The organism is Burkholderia sp. CCA53, from assembly GCF_001685525.1.
GTDB classification, from domain to species: Bacteria; Pseudomonadota; Gammaproteobacteria; order Burkholderiales; family Burkholderiaceae; genus Burkholderia; species Burkholderia multivorans.
The window spans coordinates 444,251-459,858 of the sequence record NZ_BDDJ01000003.1 but is presented as its reverse complement, the minus strand read 5'-3'; the positions used below and the strand labels follow the sequence as shown (position 1 = coordinate 459,858).

At 67.6% G+C, this 15,608-nt stretch carries 13 protein-coding genes; 10 read left to right on the top strand and 3 right to left on the bottom strand.

The window, feature by feature from the left end:
- The first annotated feature begins 24 nt into the window (after positions 1-24).
- From BCR55_RS28710 to BCR55_RS28700, 3 genes are all read left to right on the top strand, one after another.
- The gene (locus tag BCR55_RS28710) at positions 25-981 is read left to right on the top strand and encodes a fumarylacetoacetate hydrolase family protein (RefSeq protein ID WP_006405356.1); all 957 of its coding nucleotides are present in this window, start codon (positions 25-27) and stop codon (positions 979-981) included.
- Positions 978-2,987, top strand: a complete 2,010-nt coding sequence (locus tag BCR55_RS28705; RefSeq protein ID WP_065497118.1) for an acyl-CoA synthetase — start codon at positions 978-980, stop codon at positions 2,985-2,987. Before BCR55_RS28710 ends, BCR55_RS28705 begins: the two co-directional genes overlap by 4 nt.
- A gap of 275 nt (positions 2,988-3,262) precedes the next feature.
- Complete coding sequence (locus tag BCR55_RS28700) at positions 3,263-4,000, top strand: OmpW family protein (RefSeq protein ID WP_053299073.1); 738 nt, start codon at positions 3,263-3,265, stop codon at positions 3,998-4,000.
- Positions 4,001-4,125: 125 nt separating this feature from the next.
- On the opposite strand, the gene BCR55_RS28695 is transcribed toward BCR55_RS28700, so the two are convergent.
- Positions 4,126-5,220: an AraC family transcriptional regulator gene (locus BCR55_RS28695; RefSeq protein ID WP_065497116.1), complete on the bottom strand. Its 1,095-nt coding sequence runs from the start codon at positions 5,218-5,220 to the stop codon at positions 4,126-4,128.
- A 253-nt stretch (positions 5,221-5,473) separates the two neighbouring features.
- On the opposite strand from BCR55_RS28695, the gene BCR55_RS28690 reads away from it, so the two are divergent.
- From BCR55_RS28690 to BCR55_RS28670, 5 genes are all read left to right on the top strand, one after another.
- Positions 5,474-6,865, top strand: a complete 1,392-nt coding sequence (locus tag BCR55_RS28690) for an APC family permease (RefSeq protein WP_065497114.1) — start codon at positions 5,474-5,476, stop codon at positions 6,863-6,865.
- A 43-nt stretch (positions 6,866-6,908) separates the two neighbouring features.
- Positions 6,909-8,297 (top strand): aspartate aminotransferase family protein, encoded by a 1,389-nt coding sequence (locus BCR55_RS28685; protein ID WP_065497110.1) that lies wholly within the window; start codon positions 6,909-6,911, stop codon positions 8,295-8,297.
- 39 nt (positions 8,298-8,336) lie between these two features.
- The gene (locus tag BCR55_RS28680; protein WP_053299070.1) at positions 8,337-9,761 is read left to right on the top strand and encodes an aldehyde dehydrogenase family protein; all 1,425 of its coding nucleotides are present in this window, start codon (positions 8,337-8,339) and stop codon (positions 9,759-9,761) included.
- A gap of 178 nt (positions 9,762-9,939) precedes the next feature.
- On the top strand, positions 9,940-11,430 hold the full coding sequence (locus BCR55_RS28675) for a M81 family metallopeptidase (RefSeq protein ID WP_065497222.1): 1,491 nt from the start codon (positions 9,940-9,942) through the stop codon (positions 11,428-11,430).
- Between the two features lie 132 nt (positions 11,431-11,562).
- Positions 11,563-12,750, top strand: coding sequence for a beta-propeller fold lactonase family protein (locus BCR55_RS28670; protein ID WP_065497217.1), 1,188 nt, complete (start codon positions 11,563-11,565; stop codon positions 12,748-12,750).
- A gap of 69 nt (positions 12,751-12,819) precedes the next feature.
- On the opposite strand, the gene BCR55_RS33835 is transcribed toward BCR55_RS28670, so the two are convergent.
- Positions 12,820-12,954, bottom strand: a complete 135-nt coding sequence (locus BCR55_RS33835; protein WP_006405345.1) for a hypothetical protein — start codon at positions 12,952-12,954, stop codon at positions 12,820-12,822.
- Positions 12,955-13,309: 355 nt separating this feature from the next.
- Between BCR55_RS33835 and BCR55_RS28665 the strand changes: the two genes are divergently transcribed.
- Both BCR55_RS28665 and ampC read left to right on the top strand, forming a co-directional pair.
- A complete protein-coding gene (locus BCR55_RS28665) occupies positions 13,310-13,753 on the top strand; it encodes a hypothetical protein (protein ID WP_053299068.1) in 444 nt (147 codons plus the stop codon).
- 247 nt (positions 13,754-14,000) lie between these two features.
- Positions 14,001-15,170 (top strand): class C beta-lactamase, encoded by a 1,170-nt coding sequence (ampC, locus tag BCR55_RS28660; RefSeq protein WP_006405341.1) that lies wholly within the window; start codon positions 14,001-14,003, stop codon positions 15,168-15,170.
- Between the two features lie 62 nt (positions 15,171-15,232).
- Here the strand turns inward: ampC and BCR55_RS28655 are convergent, their stop codons facing one another.
- Positions 15,233-15,589, bottom strand: coding sequence for a RidA family protein (locus tag BCR55_RS28655; RefSeq protein ID WP_006405340.1), 357 nt, complete (start codon positions 15,587-15,589; stop codon positions 15,233-15,235).
- Between the last annotated feature and the right edge of the window lie 19 nt (positions 15,590-15,608).

Genomic DNA, 15,608 nt, shown 5'->3' with positions numbered 1-15,608 from the left:
GTTCAGCTATCCTGAGGCACATTCATGTCACTGCATGTTCTGCATTACCAGCATCGAGGACGCGCCCGGTGGGGCGTGATCAGGCAGGGGGCGATCACGCCGATCCCGGGCGAGTTCGAGACGACGGCCGATTTCGTGCGCGCGAACCGGATCGAGGAACTGGCCGCGCTGTCCGGGCCGACCCTACCGGAATCGGAGGTGACGTGGCTGTCGCCCGTCACGCGCAATCAGCAATTCGTGTGTCAGGGCGCCAACTATCGCCAGCACATGATCGAATCCGGCATGGATCCGGACGCGAAGACCTTCAACATGATCTTCACGAAGGCGGCCAGTTGCGTCGTGGCCGCCGATTCGCACGTCGTGCGGCCACGGCATGTGCGATTTCTCGACTACGAGATCGAGCTCGGGCTGGTGATGAAGCGCGATATCTCCACTCGCCAGACGGTCACCGATGCAAATCTGCATGAATACATCGCCGGCATCGTCATCGTGAACGACTACTCGGCCCGCGACGTGCAGATCCCTCAGATGCAGTTCTACAAAGGCAAGAGCTACCGGACGTTTGGGCCGGTCGGCCCTTATCTGTGCATGCTGGAGGCGAGCGACATGGCGGCGCTGCGCGGACTCGACCTGACGCTTACGGTCAACGGACAGGTGCGGCAGAAGGATTCGACGGCCAATCTCGTCTACGGGCCGGCCGAGACGCTCGCCGAACTGTCGGCGGTGCACGACCTGCATGCGGGCGACCTGATTGCGACCGGTACGCCCTCCGGCTGCGCGCTGAGCGTTCCGTCGCCGGCGAAGCAGCGCATCGCGGCGTTGCTGCCCGAGGCCGCCAAATGGCGCATGTTCATGAAAATCCAGGCGGGAAGAAGCCAGTATCTGCGGCCCGGCGACATCGTCGAGGCACGCATCGCCAGCGCGGACGGGCGGATCGATCTCGGCGTGCAACGCAATCGCATCGTGGACGAACGCGCATGAACGGAATCTCCACTCAAGCGGACGTCGCTGCGATCGAAGCGAACGGCCCGTCGGCGGATTTGCCGGCAAGCACATACGAAATGATTTGCCGCGGCGCCGCGCTCGATCCGTCGGCGCCTGCACTGTCGTTCTTCCTGCATGTCGACGATCATCGGCACGCGGTGCGCTGGAGCTATCGCGAACTGGTCCGCGACATCACGCGTACCGCGAATTTCTTCACGCGCGTCGGCGTGCGTCGAGACACGGTGATCGCCTATATCCTGCCGAACCTGCCCGAAACGCATTTCGTGATCTGGGGCGGCGAGGCGGCAGGCATCGTCTGCGCGATCAATCCGCTGCTGGAATCGGCCGCCATTGCCGAATTGCTGAACGCGGCGAAGGTGGAAGTCCTGGTGACGCTCGCGCCGTTTCCCGGCACCGATCTGTGGCCGAAGGTGCAGTCGGTGCTCAACCGGGTCGGCACGCTGCGACATCTGGTGCTGGTGAATCCTGCCGATCGCGTGCGCATGCCGAAGCGATTCGTCGCACGGCTGTTGCAGTGGCGGGAATGCGTCAGGTTGCACGGCCGGGGCGGGGTGCGAAGTGCGGTGCCCGCGCGCATCGGACTTCACGATTTCGGCCGCGCGATCGCGCGTGAGTCGGGGGCGGCGCTCGACAGCGACCGCCGCTTCGATCCCGACGATCTTTCGTCGTTCTTCTGTACAGGCGGCACGACCGGCCTGCCGAAGATCGCTATGCGCCGCCACGGCAACGAAGTGGCCAACGCGTGGAGCGTCGGACAGTTTTTCGGCGCGGGCATCGGCCCCGGCAAGACGATCTTCTGCGGCCTGCCGCTATTCCACGTCAATGCGGTCCTGGCAACCGGGCTCGTGCCGTTTTCGCGCGGCGCCCACGTCGTGCTGGGCACACCGCAAGGCTATCGCGGCGACGGCGTCGTCAAGCGCTTCTGGGAGCTGGTCGAGCACCATCGCATCAACTTCTTCAGCGGCGTGCCGACGCTCTATGCGTCACTGCTCGACGTACCGATCGGCGAGAGGAACGTCGGTTCGCTCGAATACGGGCTGTGCGGCGCGGCGCCGATGCCGGTCGAAGTGTTTCGAACGTTCCAGGAGCGAACCGGCATCCGGATTCTCGAAGGCTACGGACTCACCGAAGGCACGTGTGTGAGCAGCGTCAACCCGCCGTTCGGCGAGCGCCGCCTCGGCTCGATCGGGCTACGTGTCCCGGGGCAGCTGATGAAGGCGGTGGTCGTCGACGACGGCGGCCGATACATCCGCGATTGCGTCGCGGACGAAATCGGCCTGCTCGTGATCGCCGGTCCGAACGTCTTTGCCGGCTATGTCCAGCCGGAGCAGAACCGGGATCTCTGGCTGGAACTGGGCGACGGTCGCCGCTGGCTGAATACGGGCGACCTCGGATGCTGCGACGAAGACGGTTACTTCCGCCTCACCGGCCGCAAAAAGGACCTGATTATCCGGGGCGGCCACAACATCGATCCGGCAACGATCGAGGAGCCGCTACATCGTCATCCTGCGGTGCAGATCGCGGCAGCCATCGGTCGACCCGACGCGCATGCCGGCGAGTTGCCGGTCGCGTATGTCCAGCTGAAGGCGGGCGCGCATGCGACCGAGGACGATCTCGCGGAATTCGTGCGCGGGCAGATCGGCGAGCGCGCCGCTCTGCCGAAGCAGATCCGCATCGTGGACGCGATGCCATTGACGGCCGTCGGGAAGATATTCAAGCCGGAGTTGAAGCGCCGGGAAACGGCCGACGCGCTTCGCTCGGCACTCCACGAAGCCGGTATGCCGCATGCGCGCGTCACGGTCGAAAACGATGCATCGCGCGGTGTGTCGGCCCAGGTCGCACTGACTGACCCTGCACTGCACACCCACGCGAGTGCGGTTCTTGGACGTTTTCCGTTCGCTTTCACGATCGATACGACAGCGCAGGCGCCGGTCGATGCGGACGGTGAAGACGGACGGGACGAGCGTGCGCGGACTCGATAGAACCGACGCGCGCGCTCGCAACGGCTGACTGAAGGCTGAAGCCGCCGAACCGCATGCACCGGCGGCGTTTCGATATTTCGTTAAGGGATGCAGATCGTCGATTGAATCGATTCGTTACCGGCCTGCTTAATTTAGTAGTTCAAATGTATACGGGAGGTGGACGGAAATATAGCGCGTGACATGTTGGAACGAGAGAAAGGCCAAACAGCACCGGCAGCGGAGATCGGACAGGGCCATGCCGCACACAGGTCGATTCGCCAATGGAAGGAGACGGGATGAAATTCACGAAGAAATTAGGATTGTCCGGCATCGCGGTACTCGTGTGTACCGCATCGATTGCCGGCCGCGCGAACGCGCAATCGAGCGGCAGTATGCAATTAGGCGTCGGCTGGCTGCACGTCATGCCGCAGGGGCATGCAGATCCGATTGTCGTCGACAGTATCGCGGGAGCGCCGGTCAATCGGCAACAGAGCGGGACGGGCGCGCATGCCGGTGCGGCGGACGCCGCGAGCCTGATGGCGGAGTACTTCGTGACCGACAGTATCGGCGTCGCGTTCCTGGCTGGCACGCCATTTACGACCGACCTGATCGGTAACAATGCGTTGGCCTCGTTCGGGGTGATCGGCAAGACGAAACCGCTGGCGCCCGTCCTCGAAGTGAGATATCACTTACTTGCGGCCGACGCGAAGTTCAGGCCGTTCGTCGGGCTGGGCGTCAACTACACGTGGTATTCGGACACGCGCATCGTCAATGACGCGTTCCGTAACGCGACGTGCGGACCGGGCTGTTCGACCCGTGCATCGTTGAGCGCTTCGTGGAACCCGACGTTCGAGCTTGGCGCGAACTATGCACTCGGCAAGCATTGGTCGATCAACGCGTCGCTGTCCTATATCCCGTTGTCGACCACGTTGACGACGCATGCCACCACCGCAACGGGTGTCGATATCGTGACAAAAATGCGCATCAAGGTGAATCCGCTCGTGACGCATCTCGACCTGGCTTATACGTTCTAGCGTTGTGGAATCGCATTGGCGGGCGATGGCGTCTTCGCTGACGGCCACCGGATCGGATCGCCCGCCGATTGTCCGTTTCCGCATGTCGTGCCCGTTTGCGCAGCAGATCTCAACGCACACGATTGTCACGCATCGCCGTCGAGGCTGTCGCGCGGCGCGCGGCCGGTCCAGCGCCGGTACGCATGACGGAAGCTGCGCGGCTCGCTGTATCCGAGGTGCTCGGCGACTGCCGCGACCGTCAGCGCGTCGTCGCCGAGCAGCCGCACCGCCTCTTCATGACGCACGGTGTCCAGCAGCGACTGGAACGTGACGCCGTCCTTCTCGAGCCGCCGGCGCAGCGTGCGCTCCGTCATGTGCAGCGCATCGGCGAGCGACGTCATCGACTTGAAGCGCGACAGGTCGCGCGTCATCAGCGCCTTCGCGCGATCGGCGAAGCGCGTGCCGACCGACGCGGCCCATTGCCGCTCGAGCGCCTCGCACTGGCCGTGCAGCGCATTGAAGCTGACCTCGTTCGCGAGCCGCGGCGTTTCCGTGCCGTTCACGGCAGTAAACACGAGACTGTTCTCGCCCGCATTGAAAACCGCCTTGCAGCCGAAATGCCGCACGTAATCGGCCGCATGGCGCGGCGTGCGGCGCGCGAGCAGCAACTGGTTGGGCCAGACCGGCTTGCCGACGAGATCGGACACGATCAGCCGCAGGCTCGACAGGCACATGTCGGTCTGGAACACCTCGAGATCGGGCTCGCCGTTGTAGCGCTCGATCGTCACCGTCATGCCGTCCGCATGCGCGTGCACGCGCACGTCGAAGTACAGCCCCATGAACAGCGGAAACTGGCTCATGCAGCGAAACGCCTGCATCACCGAGCCGCTGATCAGCATCGCGTAGCCGGCAAGGCCCAGCGTCGACACGTGCAGCCGCGCGCCGATCCACAGCCCGATCGACGGCACGCCGCTGCATCGCAGCAGATTGCGGAAGCAGCGCTGCTCCTGCGCGCGGTTCACGTACAGGTTAGGCGACGCGACCTCGTCGGCGCCGAGCCCCGTGCCTTCGAGCAGCGCGGCACTGTCGATGTGTCTGACGCGGCATTCGTCGAGCGCGACCGCGATCGCGTGGACGGTCGCGGGAATGTCTTCCTGGCGTCCGGCCGGACGCGCGAGATCGGAAGACGAACGCAGGCTGCGTTCGGCGCTGCTTTGATGTCGGTGAGACCGGCTGTCCATGGCAATGAGGCGGCGACGGGATCGCGTAGAACATAGCCGGTATGTGCGCGCGGCGCCAGAGGCGTCGCATGCGTCGCGCGCCGGCGCGGCCGCGCATGCCTGCCTGTCCGGAAATATCCCTCGATTACGTCCGCATTTGTCATTCGTCCTCGCGTTTTTGGCGCACCACACTCTGTCCGACATCGCGCTGGGGCCGTCGACGGCCGCGAGCGGCGCGACACGACACGACGGACGACATACACGTGAGGACAGCATGACAGACAGCACATCCGCTCGACGCGCGCCGCACGCCGCGTTCGACGATTCCGCTTCCGACGCCGACGCGCGCGACGCCTTCGCGTCGCGGCACGCGCGTCCGCTCGGCCTGTTCACGCTCGTGATCTTCGGTCTCGCCTACATGCTGCCGATGACGGTGTTCACGACGTACGGCCTCGTCACGCGCGAGACGAACGGCCACCTCGTCGCCGCCTACGCGGTCACGCTGGTCGCGATGCTGTTTACCGCGCGCAGCTACGGACATATGACGCGTCTGATGCCGAGCGCAGGGTCCGCGTACACGTTCGCGAGCCGCAATTTCGGCACGTCGGCCGGCTTCATGGTCGGCTGGGCGCTGCTGATGGACTACCTGTTCATCCCGATGATCAGCTATCTCGCGATCGGCATCTACATGAAGCAGATCGTCCCTGCGGTGCCGCCCGCCGTCTGGATCGTCGCGAGCATCGCGTTCATCACGGCGCTGAACGTGATCGGCATCCGGCTCGTCAATCGCGTGAATCTGATCCTGATCGCGAGCCAGCTCGTGTTCATCGCCGTGTTTCTCGTTGCAGCCGTGCGCGTGGCGGGCGGCGACGCGCTGCCGACGACGCTCGCACTGCCCGCCACGGACGACGCGCACGCGATCTTCTCCGGCGCCGCGATTCTTTGCCTGTCGTTTCTCGGCTTCGACGCGGTGTCGACGCTGTCCGAGGAAACGCGCGAGCCGCGGCGCACGGTGCCGCGCGCGATCCTGCTCTGCACGCTGGCGAGCGGCGTGCTGTTCATGCTGATCGCGTATGCGGGGCAGGCCGCGTTTCCGGACTGGCGCGCGTTTCGCGATCTCGATTCGGCGAGTCTCGAGCTGATGCGGCATATCGGCGGCGGCGCGCTGTCCGCGTTTTTCGTCGCGGTCTACGTGGCCGGCTGTTTCGCGAGCGCAATGGCCGGGCAGGCGAGCGTCACGCGCGTGCTGTTCGCGATGGGACGCGACCGCGTGCTGCCCGAATGCGTGTTCGGCCGTCTGCATGTAAGGCTTCGCACGCCGGTGCGCGCGACGCTCGCGGTCGGCGCCGTGTCGCTGTCCGCGCTGTTCATCACGCTCGATCTCGCGTCGACGATGATCAGCTTCGGCGCGCTCGTCGCGTTTGCGGTCGTAAACCTGTGCGTGATGCGCAGCTATCTGTCGCGGCCTGAACATCGCACGGCGGCAGGCTGGATCCGGTTCGGCGCGATGCCCGCGATCGGCTTCGCGCTCAACGTCTGGCTGTGGTCGGGGCTGTCGCGCCAGACGTTCTACGTCGGCATCGCGTGGCTCGCGGTCGGGCTCTGTCAGCTCGTCTGGCTCACGCGCGGCTTCACGCGCCCCGCGCCGACGCTGACGATGAATTGAACGGCCGGTCGTCGCACCGGCACTGATAAGGAGGAACGAGGCTATGAACGTCAATCCCGATACCGATCTGCAGGCGCTCGCGAAGCGCCATCTGCTGATGCACTTCACGCATGCCGACGCATACGGCGACGCGGCGCTGACCGTCTTCGACCGCGGCGAAGGATGCTGGCTCGTCGATCGCGACGGCAAGCGCTACTTCGATGCGCTGGCCGGGTTGTACTGCGTGCAGGTCGGCTACAGCCACGGCGCGGAGATCGGCGACGCGGTGCGCGAGCAGATGACGCGGCTGCCGTTCGCGACGAACTGGAGCTACGCGCACGAACCGGCGATCCGGCTCGCAGAGCGGCTCGCGACCTTGGCGCCGGAGGGGCTCAATCGCGTGTTCTTCACGTCGAGCGGATCGGAGTCGAACGAATCGGCGATCAAGCTCGTGCGCCAGTATCACCAGGCGCGCGGCGAGCCGCAGCGGCGCAAGTTCATCGCGCGGCGCGTCGCGTATCACGGCACGTCGTTCGGTGCGCTCGCGCTGAACGGCATGACGGCGTTCCGCAAGCACTTCGAGCCGCTGATGTCGGGCGTGCGGCACGTCGGCAACACGAAGCGCTACGGCCGTCCGGTCGACGAGACGGAAGCGCGGTTCACGCGTCATCTGCTCGACGAGATCGAGTCGCTGATCGTGCAGGAAGGACCGGACACGGTCGCGGCGATCGTCGTCGAACCGCTGCAGAACGCGGGTGGCAGCCTGACGCCGCCGGCCGGCTACACGGCCGGGCTGCGCGAGATCTGCGACCGGCACGGCGTGCTGCTCGTCGCCGACGAGGTGATCTGCGGGTTCGGCCGCGTCGGCGAGTATTTCGGCTCGACGCGCTACGGGTTGAAACCGGACATCATCACGTTCGCGAAAGGAATCGCATCGGGCTACGTGCCGCTCGGCGGCGTGATCGCGAGCGACGCGGTGGTCGACGCGGTACTCGCAGGCCCGCAGCAGATGTTCCTGCACGGCGCGACCTACGGCGGCCATCCGGTTGCCTGCGCGGCTGCGCTCGCGAACCTCGCGATCATCGAGCGCGAGCGCGTGCTCGACAACGTGCGCGACAACGCCGCGTATTTCCGCGCGACGCTCGATGCGCTGCTCGAGCTGCCGTGCGTCGGCGACGTGCGCGGCGACGGCTATCACTATTCGCTCGAGCTCGTGACGGACAAGCAGGCACGCCGCTGGACCGGCGGCATCGACGCGCGGACCTTCGTGTCGACCGTGCTCGCGCCGGCGATCTTCGATGCGGGGCTGCTGTGCCGCGCCGGCGTCGATCACGAAGGCACGCCGATCGTGCAGTTCTCGCCGCCGCTCGTGATGACGCGCGACGAGATTACATGGTTCGTCGCGCAGATTCGCGACGTCGTCGCCGACGCGTATGCGCGCGCGACGCGCTGAGCGCACGAGCCGCACGCACCAAACCCACAGGAGCATTCGATGCGTACGTCCCGACAAACCTACATCGCCGGACAATGGCTCGACCCGGCGGACGAGCGATCGATCGACGTGATCGATCCGGCCACGGCGAGGCCGTATGCGCGGCTCGGCATCGGCGGCACGGCCGAGGTCGATCGCGCGGTCGCCGCCGCGAAGCAGGCGTTCGATGCGTATGCGCGCTGGCCGGTCGACGCGCGCGTTGCGTTGCTGTCGCGCGTGCTCGACATTTACCGGCGCCGCTACGACGAAGTCGCGCAGACGATCAGTCAGGAAATGGGCGCCCCGATCGCGTTCGCGCGTGCGATGCAGGCCGCGGTCGGCACCGCGCACCTCGAGCAGACGATCCGCGCGCTGCAATCGTTCCGCTTCGCCACGCAGACCGATTCGCTGCTCGTCTCGCACGAACCGATCGGCGTCTGCGCGCTGATCACGCCGTGGAACTGGCCGATCAACCAGATCGTCTGCAAGGTGGCAGCTGCGCTTGCGGCCGGCTGCACGATGGTGCTGAAGCCGAGCGAGATCGCGCCGTTCAGCGCGATCCTGTTCGCGGAGATCCTCGACGAAGCGGGCGTGCCGCCCGGCGTGTTCAATCTCGTGCACGGCTACGGACACGTCGTCGGCGATGCGCTTGCGCGGCATCCGGACGTCGACATGGTGTCGTTCACGGGCTCGACGCGCGCAGGCATCGAGGTCGCGAAGGCCGCGGCCGATACCGTCAAGCGCGTGCATCAGGAGCTCGGCAGCAAGAGTCCGAACCTGATCCTGCCCGATGCGGACATTGCCGACGCGGTCGCGCGCGGCGTGCGCAGCTGCTTCAGCAACAGCGGCCAGTCGTGCAACGCGCCGACGCGGATGCTGGTGCACGTCGATCGGCTGGCCGACGCCGAAGCGGCCGCGCGCGACGAGGCGCGGCGCACGATCGTCGGCGATCCGCGTTCGCCCGAGACGACGATCGGGCCGGTCGTGAGCCGCACGCAGTTCGAGCGGATCCAGCAGTTCATCCGGCTCGGCATCGACGAAGGCGCGACGCTGATCGCGGGCGGCCCCGGCCGGCCGGAGGGGCTCGGCGACGGGTTCTACGTGCGGCCGACGGTATTCTCGAACGTGACGCCCGACATGACGATCGCGCGCGAGGAAATCTTCGGGCCCGTGCTGTCGATCATCACGTACCGGACCGAGGACGAGGCGATCGCGCTCGCGAACGATTCGGTGTACGGGCTCGCCGCCTACGTGCAGTCGAAGGATATCGAACGCGCGCGGCGCGTGGCCGCGCGGCTGCGGGTCGGCAACGTGCACATCAACTATCCGCCGTGGAATCCGGCCGCGCCGTTCGGCGGCTACAAGCGATCGGGCAACGGGCGCGAGTATGCGGAATTCGGCCTCGCCGAGTATCTGGAAACGAAGGGCACGACCGGCTACGCTTGAGCGGCATGTCGATCCGCGCACGCCGACGCGCATCGTCGCGGCGTCGCCGTGCGCGATCGCCGCGCGCCGTTCGGTCGATGCGGACGGCCATGACGATGCCGCGCGCGGCCGGTCGCCGCGCAACGAAACCGACGATCGCGCGCGGACCGGCCGCACGCGACAACGAGGACGCGACACGATGAAGATCCTGATCGCACGGATGAATCACGAGACGAACACGTTTTCGCCGGTGCCGACGCCGCTTGCGGCCTTCGGCCGCGACGGCCCCGACTGGGGCGACGACGCGGCGCGCGCAAACCGCGGCATGCGCACCGCGATGGCCGCGTTTCTCGACGCCGCCGCGCGCGAGCGCGCCGACGTCGTCACGCCGGTGTCGGCCGCCGCGAATCCGAGCGGCCCCGTCTCGGCCGACGCGTATGCGGCGATCTGCGAGGCGATCGTCGCGGCCGCGCCCGGCTGCGACGCGGTGATGCTCGATCTGCACGGCGCGATGGTCGCCGAGCAGAGCGCGGACGGCGAGGGCGATCTGCTCGAACGCGTGCGCGCGGTGCTGCCCGGCGCGCCGATCGCGGTCGCGCTCGATCTGCATGCGAACGTCACGCAGAAGATGATCGATCATGCGGACGTGATCGTCAGCTTCAAGACCTATCCGCACGTCGACATGTACGAGACGGGCGAGCATGCGGCGCGCCTGCTGTTCGACCGGCTGCACGGCCGCGCGCGGCCGGTGCTCGCGTGGCGCCAGCCGCCGCTGATGACCTCGACGCTGTGCAGCGCGAGCGCCGAAGGCGCGATGCGGCGTGCGGTGGAGGCCGCGCGCGCGGCGGAAGCGGACGGGATGCTCGCCGTGTCGGTGCTGCCCGGCTTCTCGCTCGCCGATATTCCTGCGCCGTGTATCAGCGTCGTCGTGGTCGGCGACGGCGACCGCGCCGCGGCCGACGCAGTGGCGGCACGCATCGCGCGCCAGATCTGGGAGGCGCGCGACGCATTCGTGTATCGCAGCGCGCCGCTCGCGGAATCGGTCGCGCAGGCGGCGGCGCTCGCGCGCGGTGCGCAGCGGCCGGTGCTGATGCTCGATCACGGCGACAACTGCATGTCGGGCGGCCCGTGCGACACGATGGACGTGCTCGAGGAAGCGCTCGCGCAGCGGCTCGACGGCATCGTCAGCGGCCCGCTGTGCGACCCGGACGCCGTCGCGCAGCTGATCGCCGCCGGTGTCGGCGCGACGGTCACCGTGCCGGTCGGGAACAAGCGGCCGTCGCACGGCGGCGTGCAGCGCGAGCCGTTCGTCGCGACCGGCATCGTGCGCGCGCTGACCGACGGCGAATACGTGATCACGGGGCCGACGTATACGGGCCAGCGCGCGTACATGGGCCGCACGGCCGTGTTCGACATCGGCGCGGCCACGCTCGTGATCTCGGAGCGCACGCAGGAGCCGTGGGATCTCGGCGTATTCGAGAGCGTCGGGATCGACCCGCGTCGCGCGCGATTCCTGCTGCTGAAGTCGCGGATGTATTGCCGGCCGGTGTTCGTGCCGATCGCCGCCGCGCTCGTCGAATGCGACAGCCGCGGCGTGACGAGCTCCGACTACGCGTTGTTCCGCTACGCGCGGCTGGCCCGTCCCGTCTATCCGCTCGACGCGATCGATCGATGGGCGCCCGCGGCGTAAGCGGCATGCGTGCGCGGTGACGTGCCGAACGCCGGCATTGCCTCGTTTCGTGCATCATGCGAAGGCGCGACCCGCGATGGCGCCGGGTCGCGCGTTTCCTGCATCCGCACCGACCCGGAGAACCGACCGCTCATGCCTACGCATTCCTTCCGCCTGCGCCGCACGCGCGCGCTCGTCGCGCTCGCGCTGGCCTCCGCTACCGCCGCCGTGCATGCCGCCGACTGGATCGTGTCCGGCAACGACGGCAAGTATCAGCGCGTCGAAGGCCGCGACACGTATCTGCCGTCGCCGCCCGCCGACGCGCTGACGCTGCTCGACGCAAGCACGTTTCCGCCGAAGGTCGCGCAGACCGTCGACGTCGAGAACGGCATTCAGGGGCCGCCGCAGGCCGTCGCGATCGCGCCCGACGCGAAGCTCGCGCTCGTCGGCGCGCCGACGCGCTACGACACGGCCGCGAAGCAGCTCGTGTACGACACGTTCGTGCAGGTCGTGAATCTCGGCGCGTCGCCGCCGAGCATCGCGCGGATCGATCTCGGCACCCATCCGCAAGGAATCGCGATCGATCGCTCGGGCCGGCTCGCGCTCGTCGCGAACGTCGACGGCAGCGTATCGATCCTGCGCATCGACGGCACGCAGGTCACGCTCGACGGCAATCTGAAGATCGGCAAAAAGCGGCTGGCCGGCATCAGCTTCACGCACGACGGCAAGCATGCGCTCGTGTCGCTGCGCGACGAGCAGGGCATCGCGGTGCTGAACGTCGACGACGGCAAGGTGACCGACAGCGGGGCACGTTTGAGCACGGGCGTCGCGCCGTACACGATCGACGTGTCGAGCGACGGCCGCTGGGCCGTCGTCAGCAACGTCGGGCTCGCGGGGCTGCCCGGCTATACGGGTACGCTGGCCGGCGATGCGGACACGATCGCGCTGATCGACGTGTCGCGCGTGCCGTTTCGCACCGTCCAGTATCTGACCGTCCCGTCGCTGCCCGAAGGCGTCGCGATTTCGCCGGACGGCAAATGGATCGCCGTGCAGGCGATGGACGGGTCGAACCTGACGGCCGACAATCCGGGCCGGCACAAGCGCGGCAAGGTGCTGCTGTTCGAAATCCGCGACGGCCATGCGGTGCAGACGAGCGAAGTGCCGGGCGGCGAGGCGTCGCAGGGCATCGTGTTCACCGCGGACAGCCGGCACGTGATCGTGCAGTTCAACGTCGAGCGGCAGCTCGCGCTTTATGCGGTCGAGGGCGGCAAGCTGCGCGATACGGGCCGGCGGATCGCGCTGTCGGGCGGGCCGTCGTCGCTGAGGACGCTGCCGCGCTGACGCATGCGCCTGTCGCGCGACGCGGCGCGCAGGCGCCGATGTGCGCGCGGCACGCGCCAGCCATGCCGATCACGGACGCAGCAGATCGAAGCCGCCGAACACGACGACCCCGCTGAGCGCGATCATCGCGACCGAATGCTGGCCGAAATACAGAATCGCGGCCGCAAGCCACGTCGTGATGCAGAAGGCGCCGATGCGGGCCATCGTGGGTTCCTCGAATCGAGAATCGGTTGAATGGGCGATCGCCGGCGCCGGACCTGCGGCCTGGTGCGTTGCTCGAATCGGCGGATGACGCGGGGATGAACAACGGGCGACCGGTGCGGCCGCGGTGACGGCGCGCGTTGCGCGGCACGATCGGCGTGCGGCGTGCGGGCGGCCGGCGAAAAGCGCGATTTTACCAGCGTCGTCGCGGTGGTCATCCGGCCCTTCGATGCGGCATTCGCGTGGCCCGTCTGCCGCGGCCGGACCCTCAAGTTTCGTGTGACGAATGCCGTCAACCGGTTGTAAGCCACGCACCGATCAACCGATACGACGCGTTCATTCATTCCGGACCGACACGATGCAGATCGATCTTTCCGCGACCCATGCGTCTGCGTTGCCCGCCGCCGGCGGCTCCGCGGACGCGGCCTTGCCTACTTCATCGACCGCGCCCGCCGGTGCTGCGTCGGCGGCCGGCGCGTCGAGCGACACGACGTCCACCGGCGCAACGCCGACGGGACCGACGCTCGGCGCGGCCGGCAGCGATGCCGACAACCCGGCCCTCAAGCAACTGAAGCAGCTGATCGAGCGTTTGCAGAAGCAGCTCGCGCAGCTGCAGCAGCAGATCGCGCGCGCCGCGCAACGCGCGAAGACCGACCCGGCCGCAGCGGTCGAACAGCAGGCGCTGAGCGCGGAAGCGAGCGCGGTGTCGGCCGCGCTGTCCGCGGCGATCGGGCAGCTTGCGCAGGTGCTGCAGCAGTCGGGCGCATCGTCGGCCGGCGCGCTCGTGTCGACGCAGGCGTGACAGGCCGCCGCGCGACGCAGCGCGCACGCGGGCGCGTTCGCGCGTTGCCCGCCCATTAGTTTTTCTTTCTGCTCGCGCAACATATCGTCGATTGTCGGCACGCGGCCGGCAGCGGATAGTCCTGCATCGGCAGCCGGCCGGCGCGCCACGTCGCGTCGCCTGTCCGTCGCCGTTGCCGTTGCCGTTGCCGCGCGCGGCTGCGTGCGCCGAAGCCGTCCGTTCCACCGTCCGACAGGAACCCGAACCCATGCGAATTACCGTCACGCGCGTCGTCGCAACGCTGCTCGTCGCGACCGCCGCAATTGCCACGACCGGTCGCGCGGCCGAACTCACGCAGGCGCGCGTCCGCCAGATCGTCACGCAGCAGGTCGCGCCCGCAATGAAGCAGTACGCGATTCCCGGCGTTGCGATCGGCGTGATCGTCGACGGCAAGCGCTACGTGTTCGACTACGGCGTGATGGCGAAGGACACCGGCAAGCCGGTGACGGCCGACACGCTGTTCGAGATCGGCTCGGTCAGCAAGACGCTGACTGCAACGCTGGCGGCCGATGCGCAGGAGGGCGGCGAGCTGTCGCTGTCCGATCCCGTCGCGCGCTACGTGCCGGCGCTGAACGGCAAGCCGGCCGGCGCGCTGACGCTGCTCGAACTCGGCACGCATACGGCCGGCGGCCTGCCGCAGCAGGTGCCGGACGCAATTCACGACGACGCGACGCTGATCGGCTATTTCGACGCATGGCGTCCGGTATCGGTGCCGGGCACGCAGCGCGTGTATTCGAACGTCGGCATCGGCACGCTCGGCTGGATCACCGCGAAGGCGATGAAGCGCGACTTCGCCGAGCTGATGGAGCGACGGCTGTTTCCGGCGCTCGGCATGACGCACACGTATATCGACGTGCCGGCCGCGCGCCGCGCCGACTACGCGCAGGGCTATACGGCCGACGGCACGCCGATCCGGATGAAGCCGGGCGGGCTGTGGCAGCCGGCGTACGGCGTGCGCACGACGGCCGCCGATCTGCTGCGCTTCGTGCAGGCGAACATGGGCGCGATCGACATTGCGCCGCGGCTGCGGCGCGCGATCGAGCGGACGCACACCGGCTACTTCCGGGCCGGTCCGCTCACGCAGGACCTGATCTGGGAGCAGTATCCGTATCCGGTCGCGTTGCCGACGCTGCTCGAAGGCAACGCGTCGAAGATGCTGTCGGACGCGGTGCCGGCCGTTGCACTGACGCCGCCGCTCGCGCCGCAGCGCAACGTCTGGATCAACAAGACCGGATCGACCAACGGTTTCAGCACGTATGTCGCGTTCGTGCCGGCGAAGCGGATCGGTTTCGTGATGCTCGCCAATCGCCGCGTGCCGAACGAAGTCCGCGTCGAGATCGCGTACCGGATACTGGCGTCGCTCGGCGGCGATCGCTAGCGCTCGCTACCTTAAGGCGCACACGCGTGCTGCTGCACGCGCCATGCCGTCGAAGGCAGCGCTCAACCTTGCGCGGCGACGACCGCGATCTCGACCAGCAGATGCGGCGCCGCGAGCTTTGCCTCGACGGTCGCGCGTGCCGGTGCATGACCTGCCGGCACCCACGCGTCCCACACCTCGTTCATGCCGGCGAAATCGCGCGCGATGTCGGCGAGCCAGACCTGCGCGGACACGAGCCGCGTCTTGTCGATGCCGGCCTGTTCGAGAAAGCCGTCGATCTTCTCGAGGACCTTCGCGGTCTGCACCTTGACGTCGGGCGACGGATCGGCGGACGTCTGGCCGCCGATGAAGACGAGGCCGGCGGCCTTGACGACGCGGCTCATGCGCGCATTGGTTTCGATGCGAACGATTTCGGACATGATGACAAACGCTCCTTCG

Coding starts and splice junctions, on each gene's coding strand:
- BCR55_RS28700 (WP_053299073.1), top strand. CDS start 3,263: ATGAAATTCACGAAGAAATTAGGATTGTCCGGCATCGCGGTACTCGTG.
- BCR55_RS28670 (WP_065497217.1), top strand. CDS start 11,563: ATGCCTACGCATTCCTTCCGCCTGCGCCGCACGCGCGCGCTCGTCGCG.
- BCR55_RS28710 (WP_006405356.1), top strand. CDS start 25: ATGTCACTGCATGTTCTGCATTACCAGCATCGAGGACGCGCCCGGTGG.
- BCR55_RS28695 (WP_065497116.1), bottom strand. CDS start 5,220: ATGGACAGCCGGTCTCACCGACATCAAAGCAGCGCCGAACGCAGCCTG.
- ampC (WP_006405341.1), top strand. CDS start 14,001: ATGCGAATTACCGTCACGCGCGTCGTCGCAACGCTGCTCGTCGCGACC.
- BCR55_RS28675 (WP_065497222.1), top strand. CDS start 9,940: ATGAAGATCCTGATCGCACGGATGAATCACGAGACGAACACGTTTTCG.
- BCR55_RS28690 (WP_065497114.1), top strand. CDS start 5,474: ATGACAGACAGCACATCCGCTCGACGCGCGCCGCACGCCGCGTTCGAC.
- BCR55_RS33835 (WP_006405345.1), bottom strand. CDS start 12,954: ATGGCCCGCATCGGCGCCTTCTGCATCACGACGTGGCTTGCGGCCGCG.
- BCR55_RS28655 (WP_006405340.1), bottom strand. CDS start 15,589: ATGTCCGAAATCGTTCGCATCGAAACCAATGCGCGCATGAGCCGCGTC.
- BCR55_RS28680 (WP_053299070.1), top strand. CDS start 8,337: ATGCGTACGTCCCGACAAACCTACATCGCCGGACAATGGCTCGACCCG.
- BCR55_RS28705 (WP_065497118.1), top strand. CDS start 978: ATGAACGGAATCTCCACTCAAGCGGACGTCGCTGCGATCGAAGCGAAC.
- BCR55_RS28685 (WP_065497110.1), top strand. CDS start 6,909: ATGAACGTCAATCCCGATACCGATCTGCAGGCGCTCGCGAAGCGCCAT.
- BCR55_RS28665 (WP_053299068.1), top strand. CDS start 13,310: ATGCAGATCGATCTTTCCGCGACCCATGCGTCTGCGTTGCCCGCCGCC.